Origin of the sequence: Alitabrizicola rongguiensis (assembly GCF_021491355.1) — a bacterium.
Taxonomy (GTDB): domain Bacteria; phylum Pseudomonadota; class Alphaproteobacteria; order Rhodobacterales; family Rhodobacteraceae; genus Aliitabrizicola; species Aliitabrizicola rongguiensis.
Genome location: NZ_JAKENF010000008.1, coordinates 1 through 22,891 on the forward strand (window position 1 = coordinate 1; position 22,891 = coordinate 22,891).

A 22,891-nucleotide genomic window follows, 5' to 3' on the forward strand; every position below is an offset into this window, starting at 1 on the left:
ACCCGACGGCGGAAGTTCTCGTGCACAATCTCCGCGCGGTCCATCAGTTCAGTCCTTCAGACGGCGCTCAGCCAATGTCGAAGCTCACACCCTGCGCCAAGGAAAGCGCTGTCTCCAGCATCCGGAGGCGAGCAGGCAAGCCTGCGCGATTGTGCCTCACTCGGGACGTGCATCTGACCTGAGAGCGGATTTGAAACGACGAGCATCAATCGGACCACGAGACATACATGGTCTTGCGGCGCAAATAGCCTTCGAAGCCATGCTGGCCGTCCTCGCCGCCGAGTCCCGAATTCTTCCAGCCGCAGTGAAAGCCCTGGACCAGTTCCCCGCAGCCGCGGTTGACATAGATCTCGCCGAAGGCCAGATCCCGCGCGGACTGCATGACCCTTCGCAGGTTTCGGGTAAAGACATAAGCGGAGAGACCATAGTCGCTGGCATTTGCCTCGGCCAACGCCTCCTCGAACCCATCGATCACGCGAATGGGTGCGATCGGGCCAAAGATCTCTTCCCGGACAAGCAGGCTGTCGGCCGGAGCCAGCATCACCGTGGGAAGATACCAATGTCCGCGACCGAAAAGGTCGCCGCCAGGACGATTGCCGCCAGTCAGGATCTCGGCTCCTCCTGCTACCGCGCGGCTCACTATGTTCTCGATCTTTTCCAGTTCAGGGCGGCTGACCTTCGGCCCCATGTCGGGGTCAGACATCGGGTCGGCGAGCCTGAGTGCCTTTGCACGGGCGACGAACGCGCTGATGAAGGCATCGGCCAGCGAGCGGTGGACATATATCCGCTCGGCACAGGTGCAGATCTGCCCGCAATTGGTGAAGCGTGAAACGATGGCCGCATCGACGGCGCGATCGAGATCTGCATCCTCAAGGACAATGAAGGGGGCCTTGCCGCCGAGTTCGAGTCGGATCGGCTTCAGTCCGGGCGCCGCGGCGGCAAAGATCTCCCGCCCCGCCCGAACCGAGCCCGTCATCGTGACCAGATCCGTGTCGCGGCTTTCCACGAGATGCTGCCCGACACTGCGCCCCCCGCCGGTAATCACATTGATGACGCCGGGAGGGAAGCCGAGATCATGGGCAATTCGCGCGATCTCGAGACCCGAAAGAGGTGTGATCTCATGGCCTTTGAGGACCACGCTATTTCCAGCAGTCAGCGCTGGCCCAAGCTTGCGTCCGGCCAGGGCAGAGGGGTAGTTCCACGCGGTCAAAGCTGCGACGACACCGTAGGGGACCCGTCGGATCCAGACATCTTCCTCGCGATGATCTGACGGCAGGATCTCGCCCTGGATGCGTCGGGCCTGTTCACCCGCATATTCAAGGAACATCGCAGTGGCGTCGATTTCACCGCGGGCCTGCGAGATCGGCTTTCCCTGCTCTGCAACCACGATACGGGCGAGATGCTCGCGACTGTCCAGAATGGCTGACGCCAGACGCCGAACCATGCGTCCGCGCTCGATCGCCGGACGACGGGACCATTCGGGCTGAGCGCGCCGGGCTGCTGCGATCGCGCGATCGGCATCTGCGATGGTGCCGGCCGGAACCGTCGCAAAGATCTCCTCCGTGGCCGGGTTCTCGACCGCGACCGTGTCGCGCGACTCTCCGTCAGTGAACGTACCGTCGATATACATCTGGAAGTGGGTGACAGACATTCATTCCTCCCTGATCCGCGTTCAGTTGACGCGTTCGCTTGCTGTGCCGGTCTCAAGTATCTGGACCGCCTGTTCGAGTGCGCCGCGCTGAAGGTTCTCGACGGTCGCCTCGGAGTACCAGGCGGCATGGTCTGAGAGGACAACGTTCGGTGCGGCAAGAAGGGGCGACCGGAGCGGAGGTTCGGTTTCGAACACATCGATCCCCGCCCCAAGCAGCCGTCCGTCTTTCAGGGCCGCAGCCAGATCCTGTTCGTTGATGAGTGGCCCGCGACCGGTGTTGACGAGGATTGCCCCCGGTTTGACCCGCGCGAGGAATGCCGCATCGATGATGTGGCGGTTCTCTGCCGTTGCTGGCGCATGAAGCGTGACAAGGTCGCTTTCCTGCGCAAGCCTCGCCAGATCGACCAGTGTTGCATCCGCAGGCAAGCCTTCAGGCTTGAGATAGGGATCATGCACGAGAAATCGTCGCACGCCGAAGCTGCGCAGTCGGTGAGCGACGGCCTGACCGATCCGACCAAAGCCGATCATACCGGCAGTGGACCCCGCAATCCGGGCAATCGGTTCGGCCTGGCCGACAAGCCATGCCCCCTTTCTGACGTCCCGATCCCTTGAAACGATCCGGCGGCGCACCGCGAGAAAGAGCGCGAGCGTGTGGTCGGCGACTTCGACCTCTGCGCCGTAGTTCGGAACCCGCGTTACCACAATCCCGCGAGATCGGGCAGCGACGAGATCGATCGTGTCGACCCCGACACCGTAGCGGACAATCCCGCGGCACCGCTCCATCGCCGCGATCACGGACGCATCGAGCGGCACGTCTCGGACAAAGACGATCTCAGCATCACGAACCCCATCAGCCATTGCAGCGCGGTCGCCGTTCCAGTCGAGTTCATCGACTGACAGTCCGAAAGGTGCGAGGCCCGCACGCTCTATGGAGTGATCCGCATAGCCCGGCAGGATCACGACCGCCTTGCGTCGCATCAGCTGATCCTCACTACTGCCTTTCCGTCGAACTCGCGGCGACGCAGGCGGGCCAGATATTCCGGCACTTCCGAAAGACCGATCCGATGTTCGATCATGGGGTCCAGCGTTCCGTCGGCCAGCCATCCGACAAGGACCTCGCCCATCGCCGCAAAGTCCCTCTGTGTGCGAAGATCGCCTGCGCCATAGGCACCGCCGAGCGCCACTTCATGAATGGAGGCGGCATAGGTGTAGGGTGGCGTCTGGCTAAGATCTGCAAGCGGATCGATGCAAGCCAGATGGCCGTTGTAGCGCAGGAGAGACAGCGATTTGCGCGCATCGCGCGGATTTGACACTTCAAGCATGGCATCTGCCCCGAAACCGTCATTCGCCGCGCGGACCTTTAGCGCGAGATCCGGATCACGGTAGTCGAGGACGACGTCGGCACCGAGTGCGACAACCCGTTCGGCCTTTTCAGGACGTGCAAGCGCGATGACTCTCGCCCCGATCCGGCGGGCGATCTGGACGGCGAAGCCACCAACGCCGCCCGATGCCCCCTGGATCACGATAGTCTGGTCGGCGCTCAGTCTGATCTTGCGGACCAAGGCCTGAAACGCCGTCAGACCGGCACAGGGAATTGCCGCAGCCGCCTCGAACGGTACCGCTTCGGGAACACGGGTCAAGACATGTGCGACGGTGGTGGCATAGTCGGCGAAGACGCCCTGCCGGTTCAGGTTGCCGTGCCAGACGACACGATCCCCGATCATCCAGCCGGTGACGCCCTCACCGATCGCATCGATCGTGCCTGCGGCGTCCAGTCCGACAACATGCGGCTCGCTCCACCATGGCGCAACCCCTGCGCACAGTTTCCAATCGACCGGGTTCAATGAGGCCGCTGCGACCTTGACGCGGACTTCGCCTGCGGCAGGGACTGGCACCTGCACTTCGGCAAGCGACGTAGTGGAGAGGTCATCCTTTGGAATGGTACAGAGAATTGCCTTCATGTCTTTCCTTGTCCTTCTGGCTCAGATGATGCTGTAGCCGCCATCGATCGTCAGCGTCGCACCGGTGATGTAGGAAGCGGCGGGCGATGCGAGGAACAACGCTCCGTTCGCGACCTCTTGCGGCATGCCCCATCGCCCGGCGGCAGTCCGGTTGGCGATCGACGGTCCGGATACCGGATCGTCGACCAGTTCCTGCGTCATGTTCGTGATGATCCAGCCCGGAGCGATTGCATTGACTCGTATTCCCTGTTCCGCGAAGGCGATGGCCAGTGACTTGGTCAACTGCGTCACGCCGCCCTTGGAAGCGGCATAGGCCGGGACCAACCTGTCTCCGAAGGTCGACAGCATCGATGAAATCGTGATGATCGAACCTCGGCTGGTCGCCAGCAGGGTCCGCGCGTGCAGGGCGAACCGGGCCGTACCGAATAGGTTCACCTCCATCACGTCGCGAAAGACCGGCCATTGGTATTCGTCTACTCGGCGCGCTATTCCCGCGCCGCAGACCAGCACATCGAGAGCCTCAAGCGAGTTTAGCAGGGCTTCCGATTGTTCGTCGGATCTGACATCGCAGACATGTCCCTCGATCCCTTCCACTTGCAGCCGGGTGGCCTTCTCGGCTGAACTCGCCGTGCCGATCACGCGAGCACCATGATCGCGAAAAGCCATTGCAATCGCAGCGCCGATACCACTTGCCGCACCGGTTACCAGCACGGTTCTCCCGGCGAAGAGATCGTTCCGAAAGGTTTGTTCATATCGCGTCATCTTGGATACTCCACCAAGTTCGAGACATTACTGATCACCATGCGAAAGGCGCTTGGTGCGTTTCGCAGGCGCTGCAGAGGAATTCATGTCGGGTTTCGGTTAGGTCAGGTCCTTGCTTCAAGCCAGTCGGGTTGGACAAGCTCGACCAGGTAACCATCCGGATCCTTCAGGAAGGCGATGTGGGTCTTGCCGTGCTTCATGGGGCCCGGCTCGCGCACGATCTGCGCACCGCCCGCCCGCAAAGTCTCGGCCGTCGCATAGATGTCCGACGTTTCAAGTGCGATGTGGCCGTAGCCTGTCCCGATCTCATAAGGGCCGTGATCGTAGTTGTAGGTCAGCTCGAGCACGGTATTGTCCTCCTCCGGCCCGTAACCGACGAAGGCCAGCGTGAACTTTCCTTCAGGAAAATCCAGCTTCTTGATCAGGTACATACCCAGGAGTTCGGTGTAGAACCGGATGGAAGCGTCGAGATCCTGAACGCGGAGCATGGTGTGCATCATGCGCAGCTTTGGCATGTTTCTCTCCTATCGGATAAACTGATTGGTGAATTCGGCGCCGAGACCCACCGACGCGTAGTGGCTCCGGCACATCTCGATCGTGGTGAAGACGTCCTCGTAGCCAAGCGGCCTTCCCCATGGATCGACGTAGGACATGATGCCATTGACCTGAAAGTAGGTGATCATCTCTTCCACCCCCTCCGGAACTACCAGCGTGTGGGTTTCGCCGGGGGGCTCGAAAATGTAGCTTCCCTCCTCTGCAACCCAGTCATGCTCGAGGTAATGCCAGCGACCCTTCAGCACCCAGCCATGAACGGCATTCGGGTGTCGATGGCGCGACAGGATGCCGGACCGGCGAACGCGCAAGAAGTTCATCCAGTAGCCCTGGGACCGGTTGAGGCAGAGCGGTCGGAACCATACGTTCTCGGCTTGCGGAACCCACAGGCGTTCGTCCTTCGGCACCGCATCCGGCACCACGATCTCAGCAAGTGCGTCGGCCGGAAACGGCAGCTGATAGGGCATCAGCGGGGTGGAAACCGTGTCGGATACAGGCATCGCCTCTCGCCCCGCCTCAGGTCACTATTCTGGAGTAGTAACGCTCTGTATAAGCGATGTGGGCACGCAACAGAGCAACGGTCTGGTCCCGGTCTCCTGCAGCTATCGCATCGCGCAGAGCCTCATGCTCGGACATCGAATTCGCATTATGTGCTTCTTCTTTCGAGAAGCGGTAGCGCAGTGCAGCGAAGCGGCCATTTACTTGGCTGATATAGGTCTGCTCCAGAAGCGAAGACTTTGCCCTGCCGATGATCGACAGATGAAACTGGCTATCCAGGATCTGATAGGCATCCTGAGCCCGCGTCCTGAGGGCCTCGCGCATCTCGACACAGGTCCTCCGAATATCTTCGGCCAGACCCGCCCGGTCACGCTCGAAGGCAAGCTCGACTGCGGCGACCTCGAGTGCGCTTCTCAGTTCGCACAAGGCGCGCAATTCGTCGACCGTCGGCCGGAACACGAATGTTCCACTTTGCGGTCGGATCTCGATCAGTCCTTCTCCTTCCAGACGGCTGTAGGCCCATCTGATCGGCGCTTTCGTCACGCCGTAGAGTTCGGACAGATTGCCCTCGGATATCTTCTCACCAAGCATGAAGCGGTTCTCGATGATGTCCTGGCGCAGCCGCTCCAGCACGAGCTCTGACACCGGTCGTGGCTTCTCGATCCTGGCGATTTCCCTGTTCATGGGTTCGGGCCCCTATTTCCCATTTGCACTCAGCATGAAAGATACGGCGCGATCGGCAATGACCAAGGTCGTCGAGTTGGTGTTTCCGCTGATGATCGTGGGCATGACCGACGCATCCGCGACCCGCAAACCATCGACCCCCTTCAACCTCAGATCCGGCGTGACGACGGCAAGAGGATCATTGTCACGCCCCATTCGGACAGTTCCCACCGGATGATAAACGGTTTTCACAAATCGCTTTGCATGTTCTGCGAGCGCTTCGTCGGTATCCTTCTCTGGACCCGGGAATATCTCCCGGTCGATCATCCGGCGTATGGGCTCTTGCGCAAGGATGCGGCGCGCCTGCCGGACGCCTCCGATCGACAGACGCAGATCCTCTGGGTCCTCGAAGTAGTTTGGATCGACAAGCGGCTGCTGGCGTGGGTCCGCGGAGTTGAGGCGCACCGATCCTTTCGAACCGGGACGCAGCACACAGGAGTTAAGCGTAATGCCCCAAGAGGGTTTGAGGTCGGTCGTTCCAGGCTCAAGATAGACCGAAGGAACGCAGAACTGCTGGATCTTGGCTTCGTTTGACAGATCGTCAGGGTCAAAGAACGAGCATGCCTCGACGCCATTCGAGGCGACCGGACCGGTACGGAACATCATGTATTGCAGACCATTCCGGATCTGGTTCCAGCCTCGATCCTGCCCGAAATAGCCATAGGGACCATTGCAGAACGCCAGGACCGGAACCTCTGTATGGTCCTGAAGGTTCTTGCCGATGCCTTCGTGATCGACAATCGTCTTGATGCCCATCTCCTTGAGATGGAAATGCGGGCCGATCCCCGACAGCATCAGGATCTTGGGCGTGGCGATGGCTCCGGCGCACATCACGACCTCTTTTGCCGCACGCGCGGTCTCGATCTTGTTGTCACGGGAATACTCGACGCCCACGGCGCGGCCGTTCTCGATCAGCAGGCGGTGAACAAGGCACCCTGTCAGGACCGAAATTCGCCCGGTCTTCATTGCCGGATGCAAGAAGGCGTCGGCGGCAGAAACCCGACGGCCATCTTTTGTGGTCAGCTGGAAGAAGCCAGTCCCTGATTGCCGGGGACCGTTGAAATCCGGGGTAAACGGCAGACCCGCTGCCTGAGCGGCCATGACGTAGGCTCGGCTCAGTTCGCAGATATGGATGGGGTCTGACACAGACCATGGGCCGTCCGTGCCGTGCAGTTCGTTGTTGAAGCGGTTGTTGCCCTCCATCGCCTTGAACCGCTTGAGCAGTTCCGGCCACCCCCAGCCATCGTCACCCGTGGCTTCGACCCACGGAAGGTAGTCCCCCGCCTGTCCGCGGATGTAGACCATCGCATTGACCGAGGACCCACCTCCGATCACACGCCCCGTCGGCACGACGGGCTGACGCCCGCCCAGTCGCTGCTGCACTTCGGATTGGTAGAACCACATGTACTTTTCGACGCCGAGCAGCTTGACGAAGCCCGCAGGCATCTGGATCAGCGGATTTCGATCCGAGCCTCCCGCTTCCAGAACCAGAACCTTGGCTCCTGCCTCAGCCAGTTTGCCCGCGACCAGCGATCCGGACGAACCGCCCCCTGCAATCACATAGTCATATGTCATCGGAATGCTCCCTGACCTTGTTGCCCGCCGGGAAAAGAAGAAGGTGGTCAGGATCGACCGAGACGGTCACGTCCTCGCCGCGATGCACCTTCTGACCCGGGGGGGTGACAAGCGCTATCCGAGTTCGTCCCACATCAACGAAGATCTCGTTGTGGTCCTGCAGCTCCTCGGTGATGAAGCCCTGTCCCCGCAATTGAACGGGCGATCCGCCCCCAAGTCTGAGGAAGTGAGGACGAATTGCGGCGATGCCGCGCGGACCGATCTGGCGGACCAGTCCGCAAAGCTTTTCCGTCAGAGCGACGCGGTTGCCCTCGATCGTCAGGCCCCGGTCATCGGCATCCGTGAAATCGAGAAAGTTGATCGGCGGCTCCCCGACAAACCCCGCGACGAATGCGTTCGCAGGACGGGTATAGACCTCGTCGGGCGCTGCGAGTTGCTGGATCAGTCCGTCCGACATCACCATCACGCGGTCGGCAAGAGCCAAAGCCTCTTCCTGATCGTGCGTCACGTAGATCATCGTATGGCCGAATTCCTGGTGGATCGACTTGATGAACCTGCGCATCCGGTAGCGCTGGCGCGTGTCGAGATGGCTGATCGGCTCGTCCAGCAGAAAGACGGCCGGCTTTCGGACCAGGGCCCGAGCCAGGCCGACGCGCTGCGCCTGCCCCGAGGAAAGTGCCCCTGGCTTCAGAGACAGCAACTGGCCCAGTTCCATCTTCTCCGCAACGGAACGCACGGCGCGGTCAATGCTGGCGGCATCCATCCCCGCGGACCGCAAGGGAAAGGCTATGTTCTCGTAGACAGTGATCGGCGCATAAAGGGCGTAGTTCTCGAACGACATTGCGACGTTGCGATCCCTTGCGCGCAAGTCGTTGACCGGCCTGCCGTCGAAAAGGATGGCGCCGTCCGAAATCGACTCCAGCCCCGCGATCATCCTCATGGTCGAGGATTTTCCGCAGCCCGAGGGGCCAAGGATTGCAACAAACTCGCCGTCCGCAATGTCGAAGTTGATGCCATGAACGGCCTGAAACGCACCGTAGCGCTTGATGAGGTTCTGCGCAGTTATTCGAGCCATTTCAGACGTGTTCCCCGACAAGTGCGCGCTCATCTGCAAACAGATGGATCTGGCGCGGATCGATTATCATTCCGACAGGCTCGCCAGGTTTGAGCCGCCGGTCCGCAGGCAGGGAAACCTGGATGCTATCGCCACCCGCAGCGATCACGGCGATGTTGGAATGCCCCAGATGCTCGACGACTTGCACACTGCCCTTGAGCGCACCAGAGGTCTGGGCATCGACGAGCTGGATGGCATTTGACCTCAGCCCTGCTTTCAGCGCAGTCCTGCCCAGCACATCGAATGGCGCACTGGCGATCGCCTGCCCGTCGCCGTTGTAAAGCTTCACACCGTCACTGGACCGTCTTGCCGTTACAGAGAGAAAGCTCATTGGCGGGTCGCCCACAAAGGAGGCTACGAACGTGTTTGCCGGAGAATTGTAGAGTTCGGCCGGCGTGCCAACCTGCTCGAGGCGTCCGGAATTCAGGATACCGACCCGATCCCCAAGAGCGAGCGCTTCCTTGCTGGACGTCGTCGTGAAGACGACTGTCGCGTTCATCTCGACCGCTAGCGCCTTCAGTTCCGCCCGCATCCTGTGACGCAACTTGGCATCGAGGTGGCCGATCGGTTCATCAAGAAGGTAGATGTCGGCCGGCCGGATAATGGCACGGCCAAGCGCGACGCGCTGTCTCTGACCACCCGATAGGAAACCCGGCCGACGGTCGAGAACATGCGGTATCCCAAGCACAGACGCGATGCGCTTCACGCGAGACTCGATTTCAGACCGATCCAGTCCTGCGGCCCGAAGCGGAAACGCCAGGTTCTCGGCCACGGAGAGATGCGAGTAGAGAGCATAGTTCTCGAACGCCATCGCCGCGCCGCGTCGTTCCGGCGGCAAATGGGCGATTGAGACACCGTCACGGCTTATGTCGCCTGAGGTTGGTTTCGTCAGACCCGCAATCAGGTTGAGGATCGTCGACTTGCCAGCACCTGCGGGGCCGTAAAGGACGAAGAACTCGCGATGCCGGATCTCGAGATTGAGTTTGCGCAGGGCAACAGTCCGCAGGCCATAGCGCTTGTGCACGTCGATCAGGGCGTACATCACGCATCCTCCGCAATCAGGGCCGCCACCTCGTCCTCGGCCGCGGCCCGTTCGGCGCGGCAGACCTGTCGGCGGTAAAGGAAAAACGAGATGCCGAGCGCGATTGCGACGATGTTCATGACGAGGACCGAGGTGCCGAGGTCCGCGAAATGTGCCTCGACGAAGATCAGCCAGAAGAACACGGTTCCGACATAGATCAGAAGCGTCTTGAAGCCGGCGTCCCAAGCCTGAGAGAAATTCATCGCCTACCCCCTTACCGCGCCGAAGGTCAGACCGCGCACCATGTAGCGCTGCATGACGAGGACGAAGACGAGCATGGGTGCGACCGCAATCGTCGCTGCCGCCGCAACCGGCCCCCAGAGGATCCCCTGCAGGGTGAAGAAGCTTTCGACACCGACAGTGACGGTCGATGCGGCCTTGCGGGTCAGGATGTAGGCAAACAGGAACTCGTTCCAGCAGAAGATCAGCGTGAAAACGGCGGTCACGGCGATCCCTGGCGCGGCCAGCGGGAAAGTCACCTTGCGCAGGACCTGCAGCCTCGAAAGGCCATCCAGCCGCGCCGAATGCTCTAACTCGCGCGGGATGTCCTGGAAGAAGCTCACAAGTAACCAGATTGCGAAGGGCAGGTTGAACATCACGTAAGACACGATGAGGGCACCGTGCTGGTCCAGACCGAGGTGCAGCGACTTTCCGATCGCGGTCTTACCGAGATCGCGGAAGATCAGGAAGTAAGGCAGGATGACCGCGATTGCCGGCATCATCTTGGTGGACAGGATGAAGAACAGGATATGGCCGTCGCCCACGTTGAACCGGGCAAAACTGTAGGCGGCCAAGGATCCGAAGGCCACGACGATAAGGGTCGAGATCACCGAGATGATCAGCGTATTCTTGACGTAGAAGAGGAAGTTCTTGTCGACCAACGCATGGGCATAGTTGTCAAGCGTGGGTGTGAAGAAGAACTGAGGGGGCGATACCATGATGGCCGATTCCGGCTTGAAGCTGGTGAGCACCATCCAGAAGATCGGGAAGAAGAAGAACAGTATCACCAGCAGGATTGTGCCGTAGCGCAGCACCTCGACCGGCCAGGATGACTTTCTACGCAGCATGTCAGGATTCCTTCGCGCGGTCGGTGAACTGCTTGAGCAGCGGCGTCAGGGCAAAGACAGCGGCGACCAGCATCACGTAGAGGAAGAAGACCGCCATGGTCGAGGCATAGTCCATCCGGAAGAGCTTCAGACCGGTGCGGTAAAGGTAGAAGGTCATGGTTTCGGTAGCAGTACCTGGACCGCCGCGCGTCAGAACGGCCACCGCATCGTAAAGACGGACACAGTCGATCGTCCGCAAGACGAGGACCAGGAAGAGCACGGGCTTCAGCAGCGGGAATGTAAGGGTGGTCAGAACGCGCCAACGCGATGCGCCATCAAGCTCCGCTGCCTCGAAAGGCTCTTTCGGCAGCGCCTGAAGACCGGCAAGCGCGATGAGCGCCACGAACGGAGTCCATTGCCAGATGTCGAACAGGACGACAGACCACAGCGCGATCGTATAGTCGCCCAGCCAGTTCGGTTCAGGCAGGCCGAAGGATCCGAGCACCCAGTTGATGACTCCGAACTGCGTATCATAGAGGTACCGCCAGAACAGGCCCGTTACGGCGGCCGAAGTCGCAAGTGGCAGGATCAGAAGCGATCGCGTCAACCCTTTGCCGAATGTCGCCGAGTGCAGAAGAAAGGCGATCCCCACCCCGAGGATCATCTGCAATCCGACCGCAACGATCGTGAACTTGAGCGTTGTCAGACCCGCCGACCAGAAGGCCGGGTCCGCGAACACGACGCGATAATTCTCAAGGCCCACGTAGTCCCCGAGCTTTCCGCGCGACAGATCACCCATCCGGAACGAGACGTCGAGAGCCTGGACAAGAGGAAGGATGGCAAACACCAGCGTGACAAGCATCGCGGGCGCGATCAGCAGGATCGAGAACATGCGGTCGGACATCCCGGCGCGGCCAGGCTTCGGCACGACATCTGAGCCGGGAGACTCCCAGGTGGTGGTCATCTGAATTCCTTGGATTTGCGGTTCCGACTGCCGGGGGCGTTCATTTCGCCCCCGGAAACCTGATCTGTTAGATCAGTTTGCGATCGGGCACGGCCCCCCGCAGATCTTTTCGACATCCGCGGCAAGTTGTTCCGCCGCCTGACGGGCCGTAATCTGACCGGACGCTGCAGATTGGAGCGGGATCTGCATCGTGTTGTAGATCTTGGCGCCGAAAGGCGTCTTGAAGAGGTTCGACGAGAACCCGGCCATCGAGTCGAAGACCTGGTTCAAGGTCGCATATTGGCCGTTCGTCGCGCGCTTCTCGGGCGTCGCGAATTCCGGGTCGGTCAGAACCGAAGTCAGTGTCGACGCGCCACCAAGCTCGGCGAACTGCTTCTGGATTTCCGGTCCGCCGATATGGGCCACGAACTTCATGGCCATATCGGGATTTGCCGAACTGGAAGACACGGCCAGCAGGAACCCACCGACATAGGCCTTCTTCAGCGGTGCCTCGATTGCCGCCATCTTGGCGCCGGGGCAGCTTTCCTCGGTCTTCACCGCATTCGGCCACTGATCAAGGAAGAAGCCCGCCGTCATGGCGATCTGGCAGTCCTTCATCTGGTTCATCACCCCGTCATAGGTGACGGTCAGCGCCGCCGGCGGAGCGAACGGCATCAGGGCGAGGTACTCGTTCATTGCTTTCTCGACGTCGTCGACCGGAACCTTGCCGTCGGCGTTCAGCCAGTCCGAGCCCATGCCCCAAATCATGGCAGACATCTCGTCCTGAATCTCCGGGAACGGACCGGCCATGAGGCCGACCCCATAGAAATCCTTTTCAAGCGGCTGCCCCTTGAGCAGATCACCTTTCTTGCGAGTAAAGAACTCGGCCTGATCCCGGTGCTGTTCCCAGGTCGTGGGAGGAGCAAGGTCGTAGCCGTATTTGGCCTTGAAGGCGGCTTGCTCGGTCGGATCGTCGAAGAGGTCCTGACGGATGAACATCCCCGCCGAATAGGTGTAGTAGGGAAGGCCCCACACGTTGCCCTTGTATTCAACGGTCATCGCGCGAAGCGTCGGCGACACATCGTTCAGAAGGTCCTGCTTGTCCTTGAAGAAGTCGGTCATGGGCAGAATGAAGCCGTTCTCGGCGAACTCTGCCTTCTCTGCGGTTTCAAGCGTCACGACATCGTATGCGCCGGTCTGGCCGACCATTTCGATGACCTGCTTGTTGTAAAGCTGCGAGTTGTCGATGTTTACGACAGTTACCTTTGCACAGTTCTTTTCCTCGAAGCTCTTGACGAAGCTTGCCATCGCGTCGGTGTAGAAGCCGGCAATCGTTGACCACGTGATCGGCACTGGATCAGTGCATTCCTGTGCGAATGCCGCTCCGCCAGAGAAAAGCGCAATTAAGCTCGCTGACGCGAACACCTTCTTCATGACTGACCTCCTCCCAGTTGGTCATGTTGATTCGAAGTCAAGCATGTAACATGTCAGATTGCGTGTCAAAGACTCTGTTGACTTGAAAATAGGCGTAATAAGTATATCCATCATATCGAAAAGTCGTGTGACCTGTTACCTTTCTAGGAGGAGAAATTCATCATGTTGCGCTCCAAGCGCTTCGAGGTACGCGCCCGGCGGCCCGTGAACCTTGATACCTTCGTCTGTGAGGATCCCGCGCTTGGTCTGGTCGCCATGAACAGCCCGAACGATCCCGCGCCAAGCATAACGGTGGTGAAGGGACGAGTCGTCGAGATGGATGGTATCGAGGAAACTGATTTCGACACGGTGGACCGATACATCGCTGCCCACGCAATCGACCGCTCGATTGCCGAAGAGGCGATGGCAATTCCGTCGCTGGACCTTGCTCGCAAGCTGGTAGACATCGTCACCCCGCGTGACGCGCTCGTCCGGCTCCTGTCCGGATGCACGCCGGCTAAGCTCTGCCAGATCATGTCGCACATGAACGTCGTCGAGATGATGATGGCGCTGCAGAAGATGCGGGCCCGGCGCACGCCCGGCAACCAGGCCCATGTTACGAACTGGCGCGAGAACCCCGTTCTCATGGCCGCCGATGCGGCCGAAGCCGCGCTGCGGGGCTTTGACGAGCTGGAGACCACCTGTCGCGTTGCCCGGATGGCGCCCTTCAACGCACTGGCATTGCTTGTCGGGTCGCAGACCGGCAGGGGAGGTGTTCTAACCCAATGCGCAGTGGAAGAGGCGCTGAACCTGCGGCTGGGGCTCAAGGGACTCACCACCTATGCCGAGACGCTCTCGGTCTATGGCACGGACGAAGCCTTGCGCGACGGTGACGATACCCCTTGGTCGAAAGGCTTCCTTGCCTCTGCCTATGCGTCCCGCGGGATAAAGATCCGCTTTACGTCGGGGACCGGCTCGGAGACCCTGATGGGCTATGAGAACGGCAAGTCCATGCTCTATCTGGAGGCGCGCTGTCTCCTGCTCGCCAAGGGCGCGGGGGCGCAGGGCATCCAGAACGGAGCCATCTCGTGCGTCGCCCTGACCGGCGCCCTGCCCGAAGGCGTTCGGGCGATCCTTGCAGAAAACCTGATTGCGGCCGCGCTCGGTCTCGAGGTTGCATCCGGAAATGACGCCATGTCGTCCCATTCCGACATGCGCAAGACTGCGAAGCTTATGCTCCAGTTCCTGCCCGGTACGGATTTCGTCACCTCGGGCTATTCGTCAATGCCACGGCGCGACAACATGTTCGGCGGCGGCAACTTCGATGCCGAGGATCTGGACGACTGGATGGTGATCCAGCGTGACATGCGGGTGAACGCTGGGATCCTGCCGATCACCGAGGAACAGGCGGTCGCAATCCGTCTTCGAGCGGGACAGGCCATGCAGGCGGTGTTCAGGGCTCTTGGTTTCCCCGAGATCCGGGACGACGAAATCGAGGCGGCCGCCATGGCCTATCATTCCGACGACATGCCGGAGCGGGACCTGGTTGCCGACATTGCCGCCGCCCAGTCCTTCCTCGACGGGCCGTTGACAGCGCTCGACGTGGCAAAGGCGTTGGACGAGGCAGGCTTCGAGGACATCGCGCGCAACGTCCTTGCCATGCAGCGTGTCCGGGTGGTGGGCGACTATCTGCAGCCAGCCGCAGTTCTGGACGCTGACTTCGCTGCGCGAAGCGCCTTCACCGACCGCAACGATTATCTCGGGCCTGGTACGGGCTACCGCGTCGAAGGTGAAGTTTGGGACCGGCTGCGCGCCATACCGCAGGAGAAATCCGCGATCCAGATGGTGCCGATCACTTCGGGCTCGCCAGGAGTGGTTCTGAAAGCTTGCGGACGGGCCGGCATCGGGGCTGACGGCGAAGTCGTTATCGGGATCGGGCCTGCTTTTGCCGAAGGACTGGACCATACGCTCTGCGGACTGTCGCATGGAGAGGTCCTGGCCGCCTTGTCGGAAGGTATCCGCAGTATGGGGCTCGCGCCGCGGATCGTGCGCATCCGCGACAGCGCGGATTGCGGCATGATCGGCTGGGAGGCAACGCAGCTGTCCGGCTCGGGCATCGGCATCGGCATCCAGTCGAAGGGGACGACCGTGATTCAGCGCAAGGGGCTTGCCCCGCTCGACAATCTGGAACTCTTCTCTCAGGCGCCACTTCTGTCGCGCGAGGCTTATGTCCAGATCGGCGCCAACGCGGCCAGCCACGCGATTGGCAAGCCACCGATGCCGGTTCCGGTCCGCGTCGACAACATGTCCCGCCTGCGCCTGATCGTCCATGCGATGCTGATGCACAAGCGCGAGATCGCCGCCGTCACGTCGGATGCGCCCGCCGAAGAGATGGAGATGCAACTTGTCGTCTGAACACCTTCACGACCCAGATGATCCGCGCAGATCGCAGTCGAAAATTGCGGCCGAGGACATCACGCTCGATGCCTTGCGGACAGACGCTATCTCGCCCGAGGATGTGACGATACGGCGGAGCACCCTCGAAGCTCAAGCAAACCGTGCCGCGAAAGAAGGCTACCACCAACTCGCGCGCAACTTTCGCCGGGCGGCGGAACTCACCAACATTCCGGGACCGAAGCTTCTGGAAATGTACGACATGCTGCGCCCGAAACGCTCGCGTTATGACGAGTTGCTGGCCTTGTCCCAGGAGGTCATCGCCCGCTACGATGCCCCAGAGACGGGCGCCTACATTCGCGAGGCAGCCGAAGCCTATCAACGAAAAGGGCTTCTGCGGGAATAGTTGGTGATGACTGCGGTTGCCGGCAGGAAACCGGTTCAGGGTCTTGCAAAGGCCGCGCAGCAATCCGGCCAAAACAGGCCAACAGAGGCTCTATCGTCGACGCCTCTTTGACCTCAACACGCTCCTCTCCTCGTGCTCGGCGCGTTGAAAGGCAAAGCGAGGAACTTCTTTGCCCTTTTCCAAGGACACGCAAAGATCACCCTTAACTTCAGCCACAACAAAGCGCTCATGGTTACACGCCCGCACCGCCGCAGGCCATCGGAACGCGCGCTATGTCGGTCCCTTATGGTTGCCAGAGGCTTAACGCTCCGGGTCGAGCGGCCGTGTCTCATCACGCGACCAAACCGGCGTGCTGGGCAATCCGGTAAAGCCCATGCCGCGCCATGCCGGGCTCTGCAGTCCTCGCTCGCGCGCCGCACAGAGTCAAAGCGACAAGATATCGCTCGGCAAGGTCGCCGCGACCGACAACAGTGATCGGCCGTTCCACGCCATAGCGTGTCAGCCCCGTTCTCACTTCCTCGCCGATCAGCATGCCAGAAAGGTACTCGGCAACCTCGTCGGGCCGCAGACGGTTGAAAAGCACTTTCGACCGCGCCGAGAAGAGCTTCCCAAGGATAGATCCGCTTGTCCGGGCCACCTCGACTCCGTCGCGAAAGCTCTCCGGGCGAGAGGGGCCATCCGCCATTAGTCGTCCCAGGATCGAGTGACCGAGGAGCACGGCATAAAGTTCGCCGGTCATGAAGGTCTCAAAGCCGGTAATCACGCCTTTCTCGGCATGCACCCATTTGCTGTGAGTGCCGGGAAGAACGATCAGTGCGTCTTTGTCCTCGGAGGCAGCCAGATGGCCGATCACTTCGGTTTCCTCGCCGCGCATGACATCGGGCAACCCGTCCGCGGGGTTCACGGCTGTTCCGGTTACGAAGTGTATGACCCGCCCCCGCGAGGTGACATGTGCGCGAAGTTCTCCGGCGAGCGCATGTACGCCGGTCGGCAGCGGCGCATAGGTTGTTTCTACCCAGCCAGTCCTGCTGGTTATCATGCCCGACGCTATCACCGGGACGCCGGGATTCGCGTCAAGCCATTCGCCAAGCAGGCCCTCGAACACGGCGTCATATGCGCCATCCTTGACGGACAGGATTCCTGAGGAAGTGATGATCTCTCCGACCGCCTCTCCTGCAGCAGAGATCTTCCAGGCACGGAATGACGTCGTACCCCAATCGATCGCAATCAAGGCCGTATCGGACATCGCTCAGATCCGGCCGAATTCCGCCAGTAGGTCTTCAACGGTCTTGCCCTGCTTGACCCAGGCCCGCGTCTTCTCCTCACGATCGGCTTGCTCTGCCGCCAGACGGACAACCTCTGCCGCCCGGGCAAGTGGGATCACCACCACCCCCATAAGATCGGCAACGATGAAGTCGCCCGGGTTCACCACGACACCGCCGCAGGCAATAGGCACGTTGATCGACAACTCCTCCTTGCGGCCCGAAAACATCGTGTGGGTGCCTCGCGGGGTGATGGCACGGGTCCAGATCGGCCAGCCGATATCCTCGAGTTCGTCCGTGTCCCGGCCGGCGCCGTCGATGATCATGCCGCGGATGCCGCGGTTCTGGGCAAGACCGCCCATCAGCCCGCCGCAGACAGATGTATTGGGGTCGCCCCCCGCGTCTACGACAATCACATCCCCCGGCTGTCCCATCTCCAGCGCCTTCAAGGGGTCAACCAGATCGCCCTTGGACAGTTGCACGGTGATGGCCTGGCCCGTGATCTTGGCGCGAAAGGCGGGCTTGATGGCGCTGTCCATCACGCCGGTACGGTACTGTACATCGGCAAAGACCGCAGCCGCGGAATAGCAGGGCAGCACCTTGTCGAACTCCGCCAGCAGATCGGGGCGGCGGTCGAAGTCTCGGAATTCTTTGAGCATCGGTTTCCTCAGGCAGACAAGCCAAGCGCTTCCGCGTTGACAGGATTTTTCGGGGATTGTCCGGTCAGGACACGCGCAACCTCGCTGGCCGCAATCTCACGGGCCGAACGGATCGACTCCTCCGAGTAGTAGGCGGCGTGCGGGGTCACGATGACATTCGGCAGGCTGAAAATCGGGTTGTCTGCCGGCGTCCAGGAGGCGCGCTTGGCTGGTTCCTCCTCAGGGTCATCAAGTCCGGCGCCGGCGATCCAGCCTTCGCTCAGAGCACGGTAAAGTGCCTTGTTGTCGATGGTCGGGCCGCGGCCGGTATTGATCACCAAGGCGCCAGGCTTCATGGCACGGAACTCGGTTTCGCCGAGGAAGTGCCAGGTTTCGGGCGTCATCGGAACCTGCATCATGAGGATGTCCGACTGGGCGAGCAGTTCAGCCTTGTCCACCTGGCGCACGCCGAGGCTGCTGGCGAGGGTCGCCGAGAGGTAAGGGTCGTAGACCACGATCTCCACACCGAACCCGCGGGCCCGCGCCGCAATTGCCTGGCCGATCTTGCCGAATGACACTATGCCCATCGTCTGGCCCCGTAACCGATGGAGCGGAGCCGCCGACTGCCAGCGCCACTCTCCCCTGTGCGTCGCCCGGTCATACGGGAACAGCCCACGCGCCAGGGCCAGCCACAGGCTGACCGCGTGATCGGCCACCTCCTCGGTGCAATAGTCGCGCACATTGGTGACGAGGATGCCCTTCGCCGTCGCGGCGGCCACATCGACGATGTCCACCCCGACACCATATCTGGCGATCACCTTGCAGCGTTCCATCGCTGCAATGGTTTTCGCCCCAACCCGCGCATACTGATTCATGATAGCCGAGCAGTCGCGGGCGGCTGTCAGAAGATCATCTTCGCTCTTGGCCTGCAGTGCTACGACCTCGGCCCCGGCGGCTTCCAGGATCTCGCGCTCGATGTCGATATTGCCATAGTCGTAATCGGTGATCACAACCTTCGGTTTCGAGGTCATCCTCTCCCCCCGTCAGACATAGGCGCCGGCCGAGTAGGTCAGCTCGTAGGAATGGCTGTAGAGTTCGAAGACATTGCCGAAGGGATCCTCGACATACACCATCCGGTAGGGCTTTTGCCCGGGGTAGTAGTAGCGGACCTGTTGCATCCGCTGCCGCCCGCCCATCCTCTCGATCAGCTTGACCCGCTCTTCCAGTTTTTCGTCCTGCAGGCAGAAGTGGAACAGGCCCTTGCGCCAGTATTCGAAGGGGCGGGTCTCCTCGACAGTCTTGGGAAACTCGAACAACTCGATCCCTATGCCATCGCCGGTCGAAAGATGAGCGATGCGGAACGATCCCCAGCCCTCGCCGAAGACGTCATCGCACATCTGGCCGATGGCGCTGTCATCGTGATGGATCGTGGTTGGCGGCATGATGACGTAGAAATCAAAGCACTTGGAGTAGAACTCCACGGCTCGGTCCAGGTCGGGAACGGTGATGCCAATGTGCGAAAAGGTGACAGCTGCCATGGTCTTGGGTCCTTCAGGTCAGAGAATGCTGCGGATGATGCCGCCCTCGATGCGATAGGCGGCACCGTTCGAGGCGGGAGAAGATGCGATGAAGGCGATCATGCGCGCCACCTCTTCGGGCTTCACGAAGCGCTGGATGAGCGATGTTGGCTCGCCTTCTCGGAAGTAGCTTTCGATGATCGTGTCGACCGGGCGGCCCGTTTCGCGAGCCAGCCCGTCGAAATAGGCCTCGACACCCTCGGTCCAGGTCGGGCCGGGTAGCACGGCGTTCACCGTGACCGCTGTACCCTTGGTCAGCTCGGCCAACCCTCGTGTCAGCCCGATCATCGCGGTCTTGGTGACCGAGTAATGGATCATCTGCGGCAAGGGCTTCACGCCCGCCTCCGAGGCGAGGTTGACAATGGCTCCTGTCCCGCGCGCCAGCATCGCGGGAAGGACGCCCCGGGTCAGGCGCACCGCCGACATCAGGTTGATGTTGAAATGGTGCATCCAGTCAGCATCGGTGATCTCTGCGAAAGGCTTGACCGAGAAGATGCCCACGTTATTGACCAGGACGTCCGGCGTTCCGGCGAACGCCAGCAGCGCATCCGCCCCTTCAGCCGTGCCAAGGTCGGCGGCCAGCCCGCTGACGGTGCCGAGCGGCGACAGGGCTTCGCGCGCGGCGGCAACCTCCGCCTCGGTCAATCCGTTGAGGATGACCTCGGCGCCTTCCGCCAAGAAGCACGCGGCGGTCGCTCGGCCGATTCCGAGGGCGGACCCAGTCACCAGAATGCGCTTGCCTTTCAGATCAAGTTCCACGACGCACCTCCTCAGCCTTGGACATGCGGCCCCGCAGAAGCCCGCCGATGCTGCGGGCGATCTCTGAGCGCCACATGTCGACGCCAACGGCCACGAGGATGATGAGGCCCAGGATCACGTTCTGTACGGCCGAGGGTGCAGCGTTGAGATTGAGGCCATTCTGGACGATCACGATCGTAAGGGCCCCGACCAGCGTGGACAGGATATTGCCCCGCCCGCCCGCAAGGCTTGCTCCGCCGACGACCGCCGCGGCGATGGCCTGCAGCTCCAGCGTCTGACCATAATTGGGCGACCCCGAGTTCAGCCGCGCCGACATCAGGATCGCACCCACCGCCGTCATGAAACCGGCGATACAGAAGGCCCAGGTTTGCACTCGACGGACGTTGATCCCCGAGAGCTTTGCCGCAGCAGGGTTGCCGCCAACGGCATAGATCTCTCGGCCTAGCCGGGTGTTGATCATCATCACCGTGGCCGCCCCGTAGAATAGCACGACGTAGTAGAAAGGCAGGGGAATACCCAGGAAGCTGCCGTAGAAGATCGGCTCGAGGTTAGGATCGAGCGAGAAGATGGGCGAGCCCGCGTTGAACATCAGCGCGAGGCCCCGGTAGGCGATCAGGCCGGCCAGCGTAACAATAAAGGACGGGATCCGCAGGAAGGCCGTAAGGACGCCGTTCAATGCGCCAAGCAGAGTGCCCAACACGAGAACCCCGAGAAGCGTCGGCCAAAGTGGCAAACCCGCCGTCTTCACCAGCGTGGCCAGAACCATGGTCAGAAGCGCGACCATTGACCCCGAGCTGAGGTCAATCCCGCCGGCAAAGATCACGATGGTCGCGCCGATTGCGACCAGGGAGACGATAGACACCTGCAGTGCAAGGTTTGAAAGGTTGCCCGGGTCAAGGAATCGGTCAGTGCTCAAGGCGACCACGAGCGTGACGAGCCCCATCGCTGCGAGCGGCCCAAGCAGTTGGGCATCGAGAAATCGTTTCATGCGGCTGTCCTTCCCTCGGGCGTGTCTTTGGTCGTGGCCGCCCGGACAAGATCAGCATGCGTCAGGTCCTTGGGCGCGCGGATATCCGTGACTCTTCCATGCTGCACCACCGCAATGCGGTCGCTCATGGCGAGCAGTTCCTCGTGATCCGAACTGATGAGCATCACCGCACAGCCCGCTGCCGTCAGGCGGTTGATCAGCCGGTAGACAGCCAGCTTCGCGCCGATGTCGATACCTTGGGTGGGCTCGTCGAGAATGAGGACGCGCGCATTCGACAGGAGCCAGCGGGCGATGACGACCTTTTGCTGGTTGCCTCCCGACAAATGCAGGACGGACTTGTCTTCGGCCCCGCGCGACAGCTCCAGCTGCCGTGCCAGCGCGGTGGTCTCTGCCACTTCGCCGCGGAGATTCAGAAACCCGAAGGTGGAGAAGCGCGGCAGGCTGGCGCTTGAGATGTTGGCGCGACCATCGAAGTTGAAGAACAGTCCGTCGGTTTTTCGGTTCTCGGTGACCAAGGCCAGGCCCGCGCGGATTGCGTCCGCCGGCGTCCTGATGCGCACGGGGCGGCCGTCGATGCGGATCTGTCCCGCCGTCAGTGGGTCCAGCCCGAATAGCGCGCGGGCGATCTCGGTCCGCCCCGACCCGAGAACACCGCCGAGGCCGAGAACCTCGCCCCTGTGAAGCGAGAAGGACACATCGTCTACACCGGCCTCGCTGCTGATGCCCTTGACCTCCAGCACCAGTTCGGGCCGGGAGTTGCGTTCCTTGGGGTAGTGATCCTTTACGTCGCCTCCAATCATGGCGCTTACAATCGCATCGACCTGGACCGCCGTGTTTCCTGCTGCGCTGACAACGCGCCCACCGCGCATGATCGTCACCTCGTCGACCAGCGCTGTCACCTCGTCCAGCCGGTGCGAGACGTAGAGGATGGCATGCCCCTTGGCGCGCATCCGCCGAAGAAGGGTGTGCAACTGCGCGATCTCTTCAAGTCCCAGTGCCGTTGTCGGTTCGTCGAGGATGATGAGCCGCGAGTCGGCCGCAACCGCCTTTGCGATCTCGATCAGCTGCTGCTGTGCGACCGACAGGGTGGACGTGATCGCGTCCGGATCCAGAGCGATGTCCAGTTCGGCCAACACCTCGCGCGATCTGCGACGCATCGTGTCCCAGTCTATCAGCCCGAACGCGCGGCGTGGCCAGCGTCCGAGGAAAACGTTCTCGGCGACCGTAAGGCTGGGGACGATGGAGAATTCCTGAAAAACGGTCGCGACGCCCAGAGCCCGCGCGCCTGTCGGGCTGTCCAGCGTGACCGCTTTGCCGCTGAGGCGTATCTCGCCAGAGTCTGGGCGATCAACGCCCGAAAGCAGCCGGATCAGCGTCGATTTTCCACAGCCGTTCTCACCCAGAAGACCATGGATCCGGCCGGCCATCAGCCGGATCGAGACCCGGTCATTGGCTTGGACGCCGGGATAGGCCTTGCTGACCTCGACCACATCCCAGAGCGGTTCATCGGACGATTGCGTCATGGCGGTTCCTGGCAAAGACGGCCGC

General features: G+C 61.3%; 23 protein-coding genes. 2 read left to right on the plus strand and 21 right to left on the minus strand.

Annotated features, from left to right (window positions below):
• Nucleotides 1-205: 205 nt before the first annotated feature.
• The 14 genes from L0V05_RS20145 to L0V05_RS20210 all read right to left on the minus strand — a co-directional run bounded on the left by L0V05_RS20145 (nucleotide 206) and on the right by L0V05_RS20210 (nucleotide 13,340).
• Nucleotides 206-1,651, minus strand: a complete 1,446-nt coding sequence (locus L0V05_RS20145) for an aldehyde dehydrogenase family protein (protein ID WP_234873296.1) — start codon at nucleotides 1,649-1,651, stop codon at nucleotides 206-208.
• 21 nt (nucleotides 1,652-1,672) lie between these two features.
• Complete coding sequence (locus L0V05_RS20150) at nucleotides 1,673-2,629, minus strand: C-terminal binding protein (RefSeq protein ID WP_234873297.1); 957 nt, start codon at nucleotides 2,627-2,629, stop codon at nucleotides 1,673-1,675.
• A complete protein-coding gene (locus L0V05_RS20155; RefSeq protein ID WP_234873298.1) occupies nucleotides 2,629-3,612 on the minus strand; it encodes a zinc-binding dehydrogenase in 984 nt (327 codons plus the stop codon). The genes L0V05_RS20150 and L0V05_RS20155 overlap by 1 nt, the downstream gene beginning before the upstream one ends.
• A gap of 21 nt (nucleotides 3,613-3,633) precedes the next feature.
• Nucleotides 3,634-4,374: an SDR family NAD(P)-dependent oxidoreductase gene (locus L0V05_RS20160; RefSeq protein ID WP_234873299.1), complete on the minus strand. Its 741-nt coding sequence runs from the start codon at nucleotides 4,372-4,374 to the stop codon at nucleotides 3,634-3,636.
• Nucleotides 4,375-4,478: 104 nt separating this feature from the next.
• Nucleotides 4,479-4,889, minus strand: a complete 411-nt coding sequence (gloA, locus tag L0V05_RS20165; protein WP_255683887.1) for a lactoylglutathione lyase — start codon at nucleotides 4,887-4,889, stop codon at nucleotides 4,479-4,481.
• A gap of 9 nt (nucleotides 4,890-4,898) precedes the next feature.
• Nucleotides 4,899-5,426, minus strand: a complete 528-nt coding sequence (locus L0V05_RS20170) for a 2,4'-dihydroxyacetophenone dioxygenase family protein (RefSeq protein WP_234873300.1) — start codon at nucleotides 5,424-5,426, stop codon at nucleotides 4,899-4,901.
• A 16-nt stretch (nucleotides 5,427-5,442) separates the two neighbouring features.
• Nucleotides 5,443-6,108: a GntR family transcriptional regulator gene (locus L0V05_RS20175; protein ID WP_234873301.1), complete on the minus strand. Its 666-nt coding sequence runs from the start codon at nucleotides 6,106-6,108 to the stop codon at nucleotides 5,443-5,445.
• A gap of 12 nt (nucleotides 6,109-6,120) precedes the next feature.
• Complete coding sequence (locus L0V05_RS20180) at nucleotides 6,121-7,722, minus strand: GMC family oxidoreductase (protein ID WP_234873302.1); 1,602 nt, start codon at nucleotides 7,720-7,722, stop codon at nucleotides 6,121-6,123.
• On the minus strand, nucleotides 7,712-8,797 hold the full coding sequence (locus L0V05_RS20185) for an ABC transporter ATP-binding protein (RefSeq protein WP_234873303.1): 1,086 nt from the start codon (nucleotides 8,795-8,797) through the stop codon (nucleotides 7,712-7,714). The genes L0V05_RS20180 and L0V05_RS20185 overlap by 11 nt, the downstream gene beginning before the upstream one ends.
• A gap of 1 nt (nucleotide 8,798) precedes the next feature.
• Nucleotides 8,799-9,878 carry an ABC transporter ATP-binding protein gene (locus L0V05_RS20190; protein WP_234873304.1) on the minus strand — a complete coding sequence of 360 codons (1,080 nt, stop codon included), beginning with the start codon at nucleotides 9,876-9,878 and terminating at the stop codon, nucleotides 8,799-8,801.
• Nucleotides 9,878-10,120 (minus strand): hypothetical protein, encoded by a 243-nt coding sequence (locus tag L0V05_RS20195; protein ID WP_234873305.1) that lies wholly within the window; start codon nucleotides 10,118-10,120, stop codon nucleotides 9,878-9,880. The genes L0V05_RS20190 and L0V05_RS20195 overlap by 1 nt, the downstream gene beginning before the upstream one ends.
• A 3-nt stretch (nucleotides 10,121-10,123) precedes the next feature.
• Nucleotides 10,124-10,984, minus strand: a complete 861-nt coding sequence (locus L0V05_RS20200) for a carbohydrate ABC transporter permease (protein ID WP_234873306.1) — start codon at nucleotides 10,982-10,984, stop codon at nucleotides 10,124-10,126.
• Nucleotide 10,985: 1 nt separating this feature from the next.
• Nucleotides 10,986-11,927, minus strand: coding sequence for a carbohydrate ABC transporter permease (locus tag L0V05_RS20205; RefSeq protein WP_234873307.1), 942 nt, complete (start codon nucleotides 11,925-11,927; stop codon nucleotides 10,986-10,988).
• Between the two features lie 72 nt (nucleotides 11,928-11,999).
• Complete coding sequence (locus L0V05_RS20210) at nucleotides 12,000-13,340, minus strand: ABC transporter substrate-binding protein (RefSeq protein ID WP_234873308.1); 1,341 nt, start codon at nucleotides 13,338-13,340, stop codon at nucleotides 12,000-12,002.
• Between the two features lie 162 nt (nucleotides 13,341-13,502).
• Here L0V05_RS20210 and L0V05_RS20215 point away from each other — a divergent pair, with 162 nt between their 5' ends.
• Nucleotides 13,503-15,734 (plus strand): propanediol/glycerol family dehydratase large subunit, encoded by a 2,232-nt coding sequence (locus L0V05_RS20215; protein WP_319937972.1) that lies wholly within the window; start codon nucleotides 13,503-13,505, stop codon nucleotides 15,732-15,734.
• Nucleotides 15,724-16,119, plus strand: a complete 396-nt coding sequence (locus tag L0V05_RS20225) for a diol dehydratase small subunit (protein WP_234873309.1) — start codon at nucleotides 15,724-15,726, stop codon at nucleotides 16,117-16,119. The genes L0V05_RS20215 and L0V05_RS20225 overlap by 11 nt, the downstream gene beginning before the upstream one ends.
• 331 nt (nucleotides 16,120-16,450) lie before the next feature.
• On the opposite strand, the gene L0V05_RS20230 is transcribed toward L0V05_RS20225, so the two are convergent.
• From L0V05_RS20230 to L0V05_RS20260, 7 genes are read right to left on the minus strand one after another with little or no spacing between them, the layout of a single operon-like run.
• Nucleotides 16,451-17,365 (minus strand): 2-dehydro-3-deoxygalactonokinase, encoded by a 915-nt coding sequence (locus tag L0V05_RS20230; RefSeq protein WP_234873310.1) that lies wholly within the window; start codon nucleotides 17,363-17,365, stop codon nucleotides 16,451-16,453.
• Nucleotides 17,366-17,368: 3 nt separating this feature from the next.
• Entirely contained in the window at nucleotides 17,369-18,040 is a 672-nt protein-coding gene (locus tag L0V05_RS20235) for an RraA family protein (protein ID WP_234873311.1), read from the minus strand.
• A gap of 8 nt (nucleotides 18,041-18,048) precedes the next feature.
• Entirely contained in the window at nucleotides 18,049-19,050 is a 1,002-nt protein-coding gene (locus L0V05_RS20240) for a C-terminal binding protein (RefSeq protein ID WP_234873312.1), read from the minus strand.
• Between the two features lie 12 nt (nucleotides 19,051-19,062).
• Nucleotides 19,063-19,557, minus strand: a complete 495-nt coding sequence (locus L0V05_RS20245; protein WP_234873313.1) for a lactoylglutathione lyase family protein — start codon at nucleotides 19,555-19,557, stop codon at nucleotides 19,063-19,065.
• Nucleotides 19,558-19,575: 18 nt separating this feature from the next.
• Entirely contained in the window at nucleotides 19,576-20,355 is a 780-nt protein-coding gene (locus L0V05_RS20250) for an SDR family NAD(P)-dependent oxidoreductase (protein WP_234873314.1), read from the minus strand.
• Entirely contained in the window at nucleotides 20,345-21,343 is a 999-nt protein-coding gene (locus L0V05_RS20255) for an ABC transporter permease (RefSeq protein ID WP_234873315.1), read from the minus strand. Before L0V05_RS20255 ends, L0V05_RS20250 begins: the two co-directional genes overlap by 11 nt.
• Nucleotides 21,340-22,866 carry a sugar ABC transporter ATP-binding protein gene (locus L0V05_RS20260; RefSeq protein ID WP_234873316.1) on the minus strand — a complete coding sequence of 509 codons (1,527 nt, stop codon included), beginning with the start codon at nucleotides 22,864-22,866 and terminating at the stop codon, nucleotides 21,340-21,342. The genes L0V05_RS20255 and L0V05_RS20260 overlap by 4 nt, the downstream gene beginning before the upstream one ends.
• Nucleotides 22,867-22,891 lie beyond the last annotated feature (25 nt).

Coding starts and splice junctions, on each gene's coding strand:
- L0V05_RS20235 (WP_234873311.1), bottom strand. CDS start 18,040: ATGCTCAAAGAATTCCGAGACTTCGACCGCCGCCCCGATCTGCTGGCG.
- L0V05_RS20205 (WP_234873307.1), bottom strand. CDS start 11,927: ATGACCACCACCTGGGAGTCTCCCGGCTCAGATGTCGTGCCGAAGCCT.
- L0V05_RS20180 (WP_234873302.1), bottom strand. CDS start 7,722: ATGACATATGACTATGTGATTGCAGGGGGCGGTTCGTCCGGATCGCTG.
- L0V05_RS20190 (WP_234873304.1), bottom strand. CDS start 9,878: ATGTACGCCCTGATCGACGTGCACAAGCGCTATGGCCTGCGGACTGTT.
- L0V05_RS20240 (WP_234873312.1), bottom strand. CDS start 19,050: ATGACCTCGAAACCGAAGGTTGTGATCACCGATTACGACTATGGCAAT.
- L0V05_RS20230 (WP_234873310.1), bottom strand. CDS start 17,365: ATGTCCGATACGGCCTTGATTGCGATCGATTGGGGTACGACGTCATTC.
- L0V05_RS20245 (WP_234873313.1), bottom strand. CDS start 19,557: ATGGCAGCTGTCACCTTTTCGCACATTGGCATCACCGTTCCCGACCTG.
- L0V05_RS20215 (WP_319937972.1), top strand. CDS start 13,503: ATGTTGCGCTCCAAGCGCTTCGAGGTACGCGCCCGGCGGCCCGTGAAC.
- L0V05_RS20200 (WP_234873306.1), bottom strand. CDS start 10,984: ATGCTGCGTAGAAAGTCATCCTGGCCGGTCGAGGTGCTGCGCTACGGC.
- L0V05_RS20160 (WP_234873299.1), bottom strand. CDS start 4,374: ATGACGCGATATGAACAAACCTTTCGGAACGATCTCTTCGCCGGGAGA.
- L0V05_RS20260 (WP_234873316.1), bottom strand. CDS start 22,866: ATGACGCAATCGTCCGATGAACCGCTCTGGGATGTGGTCGAGGTCAGC.
- gloA (WP_255683887.1), bottom strand. CDS start 4,889: ATGCCAAAGCTGCGCATGATGCACACCATGCTCCGCGTTCAGGATCTC.
- L0V05_RS20185 (WP_234873303.1), bottom strand. CDS start 8,797: ATGGCTCGAATAACTGCGCAGAACCTCATCAAGCGCTACGGTGCGTTT.
- L0V05_RS20155 (WP_234873298.1), bottom strand. CDS start 3,612: ATGAAGGCAATTCTCTGTACCATTCCAAAGGATGACCTCTCCACTACG.
- L0V05_RS20145 (WP_234873296.1), bottom strand. CDS start 1,651: ATGTCTGTCACCCACTTCCAGATGTATATCGACGGTACGTTCACTGAC.
- L0V05_RS20255 (WP_234873315.1), bottom strand. CDS start 21,343: ATGAAACGATTTCTCGATGCCCAACTGCTTGGGCCGCTCGCAGCGATG.
- L0V05_RS20150 (WP_234873297.1), bottom strand. CDS start 2,629: ATGCGACGCAAGGCGGTCGTGATCCTGCCGGGCTATGCGGATCACTCC.
- L0V05_RS20170 (WP_234873300.1), bottom strand. CDS start 5,426: ATGCCTGTATCCGACACGGTTTCCACCCCGCTGATGCCCTATCAGCTG.
- L0V05_RS20195 (WP_234873305.1), bottom strand. CDS start 10,120: ATGAATTTCTCTCAGGCTTGGGACGCCGGCTTCAAGACGCTTCTGATC.
- L0V05_RS20210 (WP_234873308.1), bottom strand. CDS start 13,340: ATGAAGAAGGTGTTCGCGTCAGCGAGCTTAATTGCGCTTTTCTCTGGC.
- L0V05_RS20175 (WP_234873301.1), bottom strand. CDS start 6,108: ATGAACAGGGAAATCGCCAGGATCGAGAAGCCACGACCGGTGTCAGAG.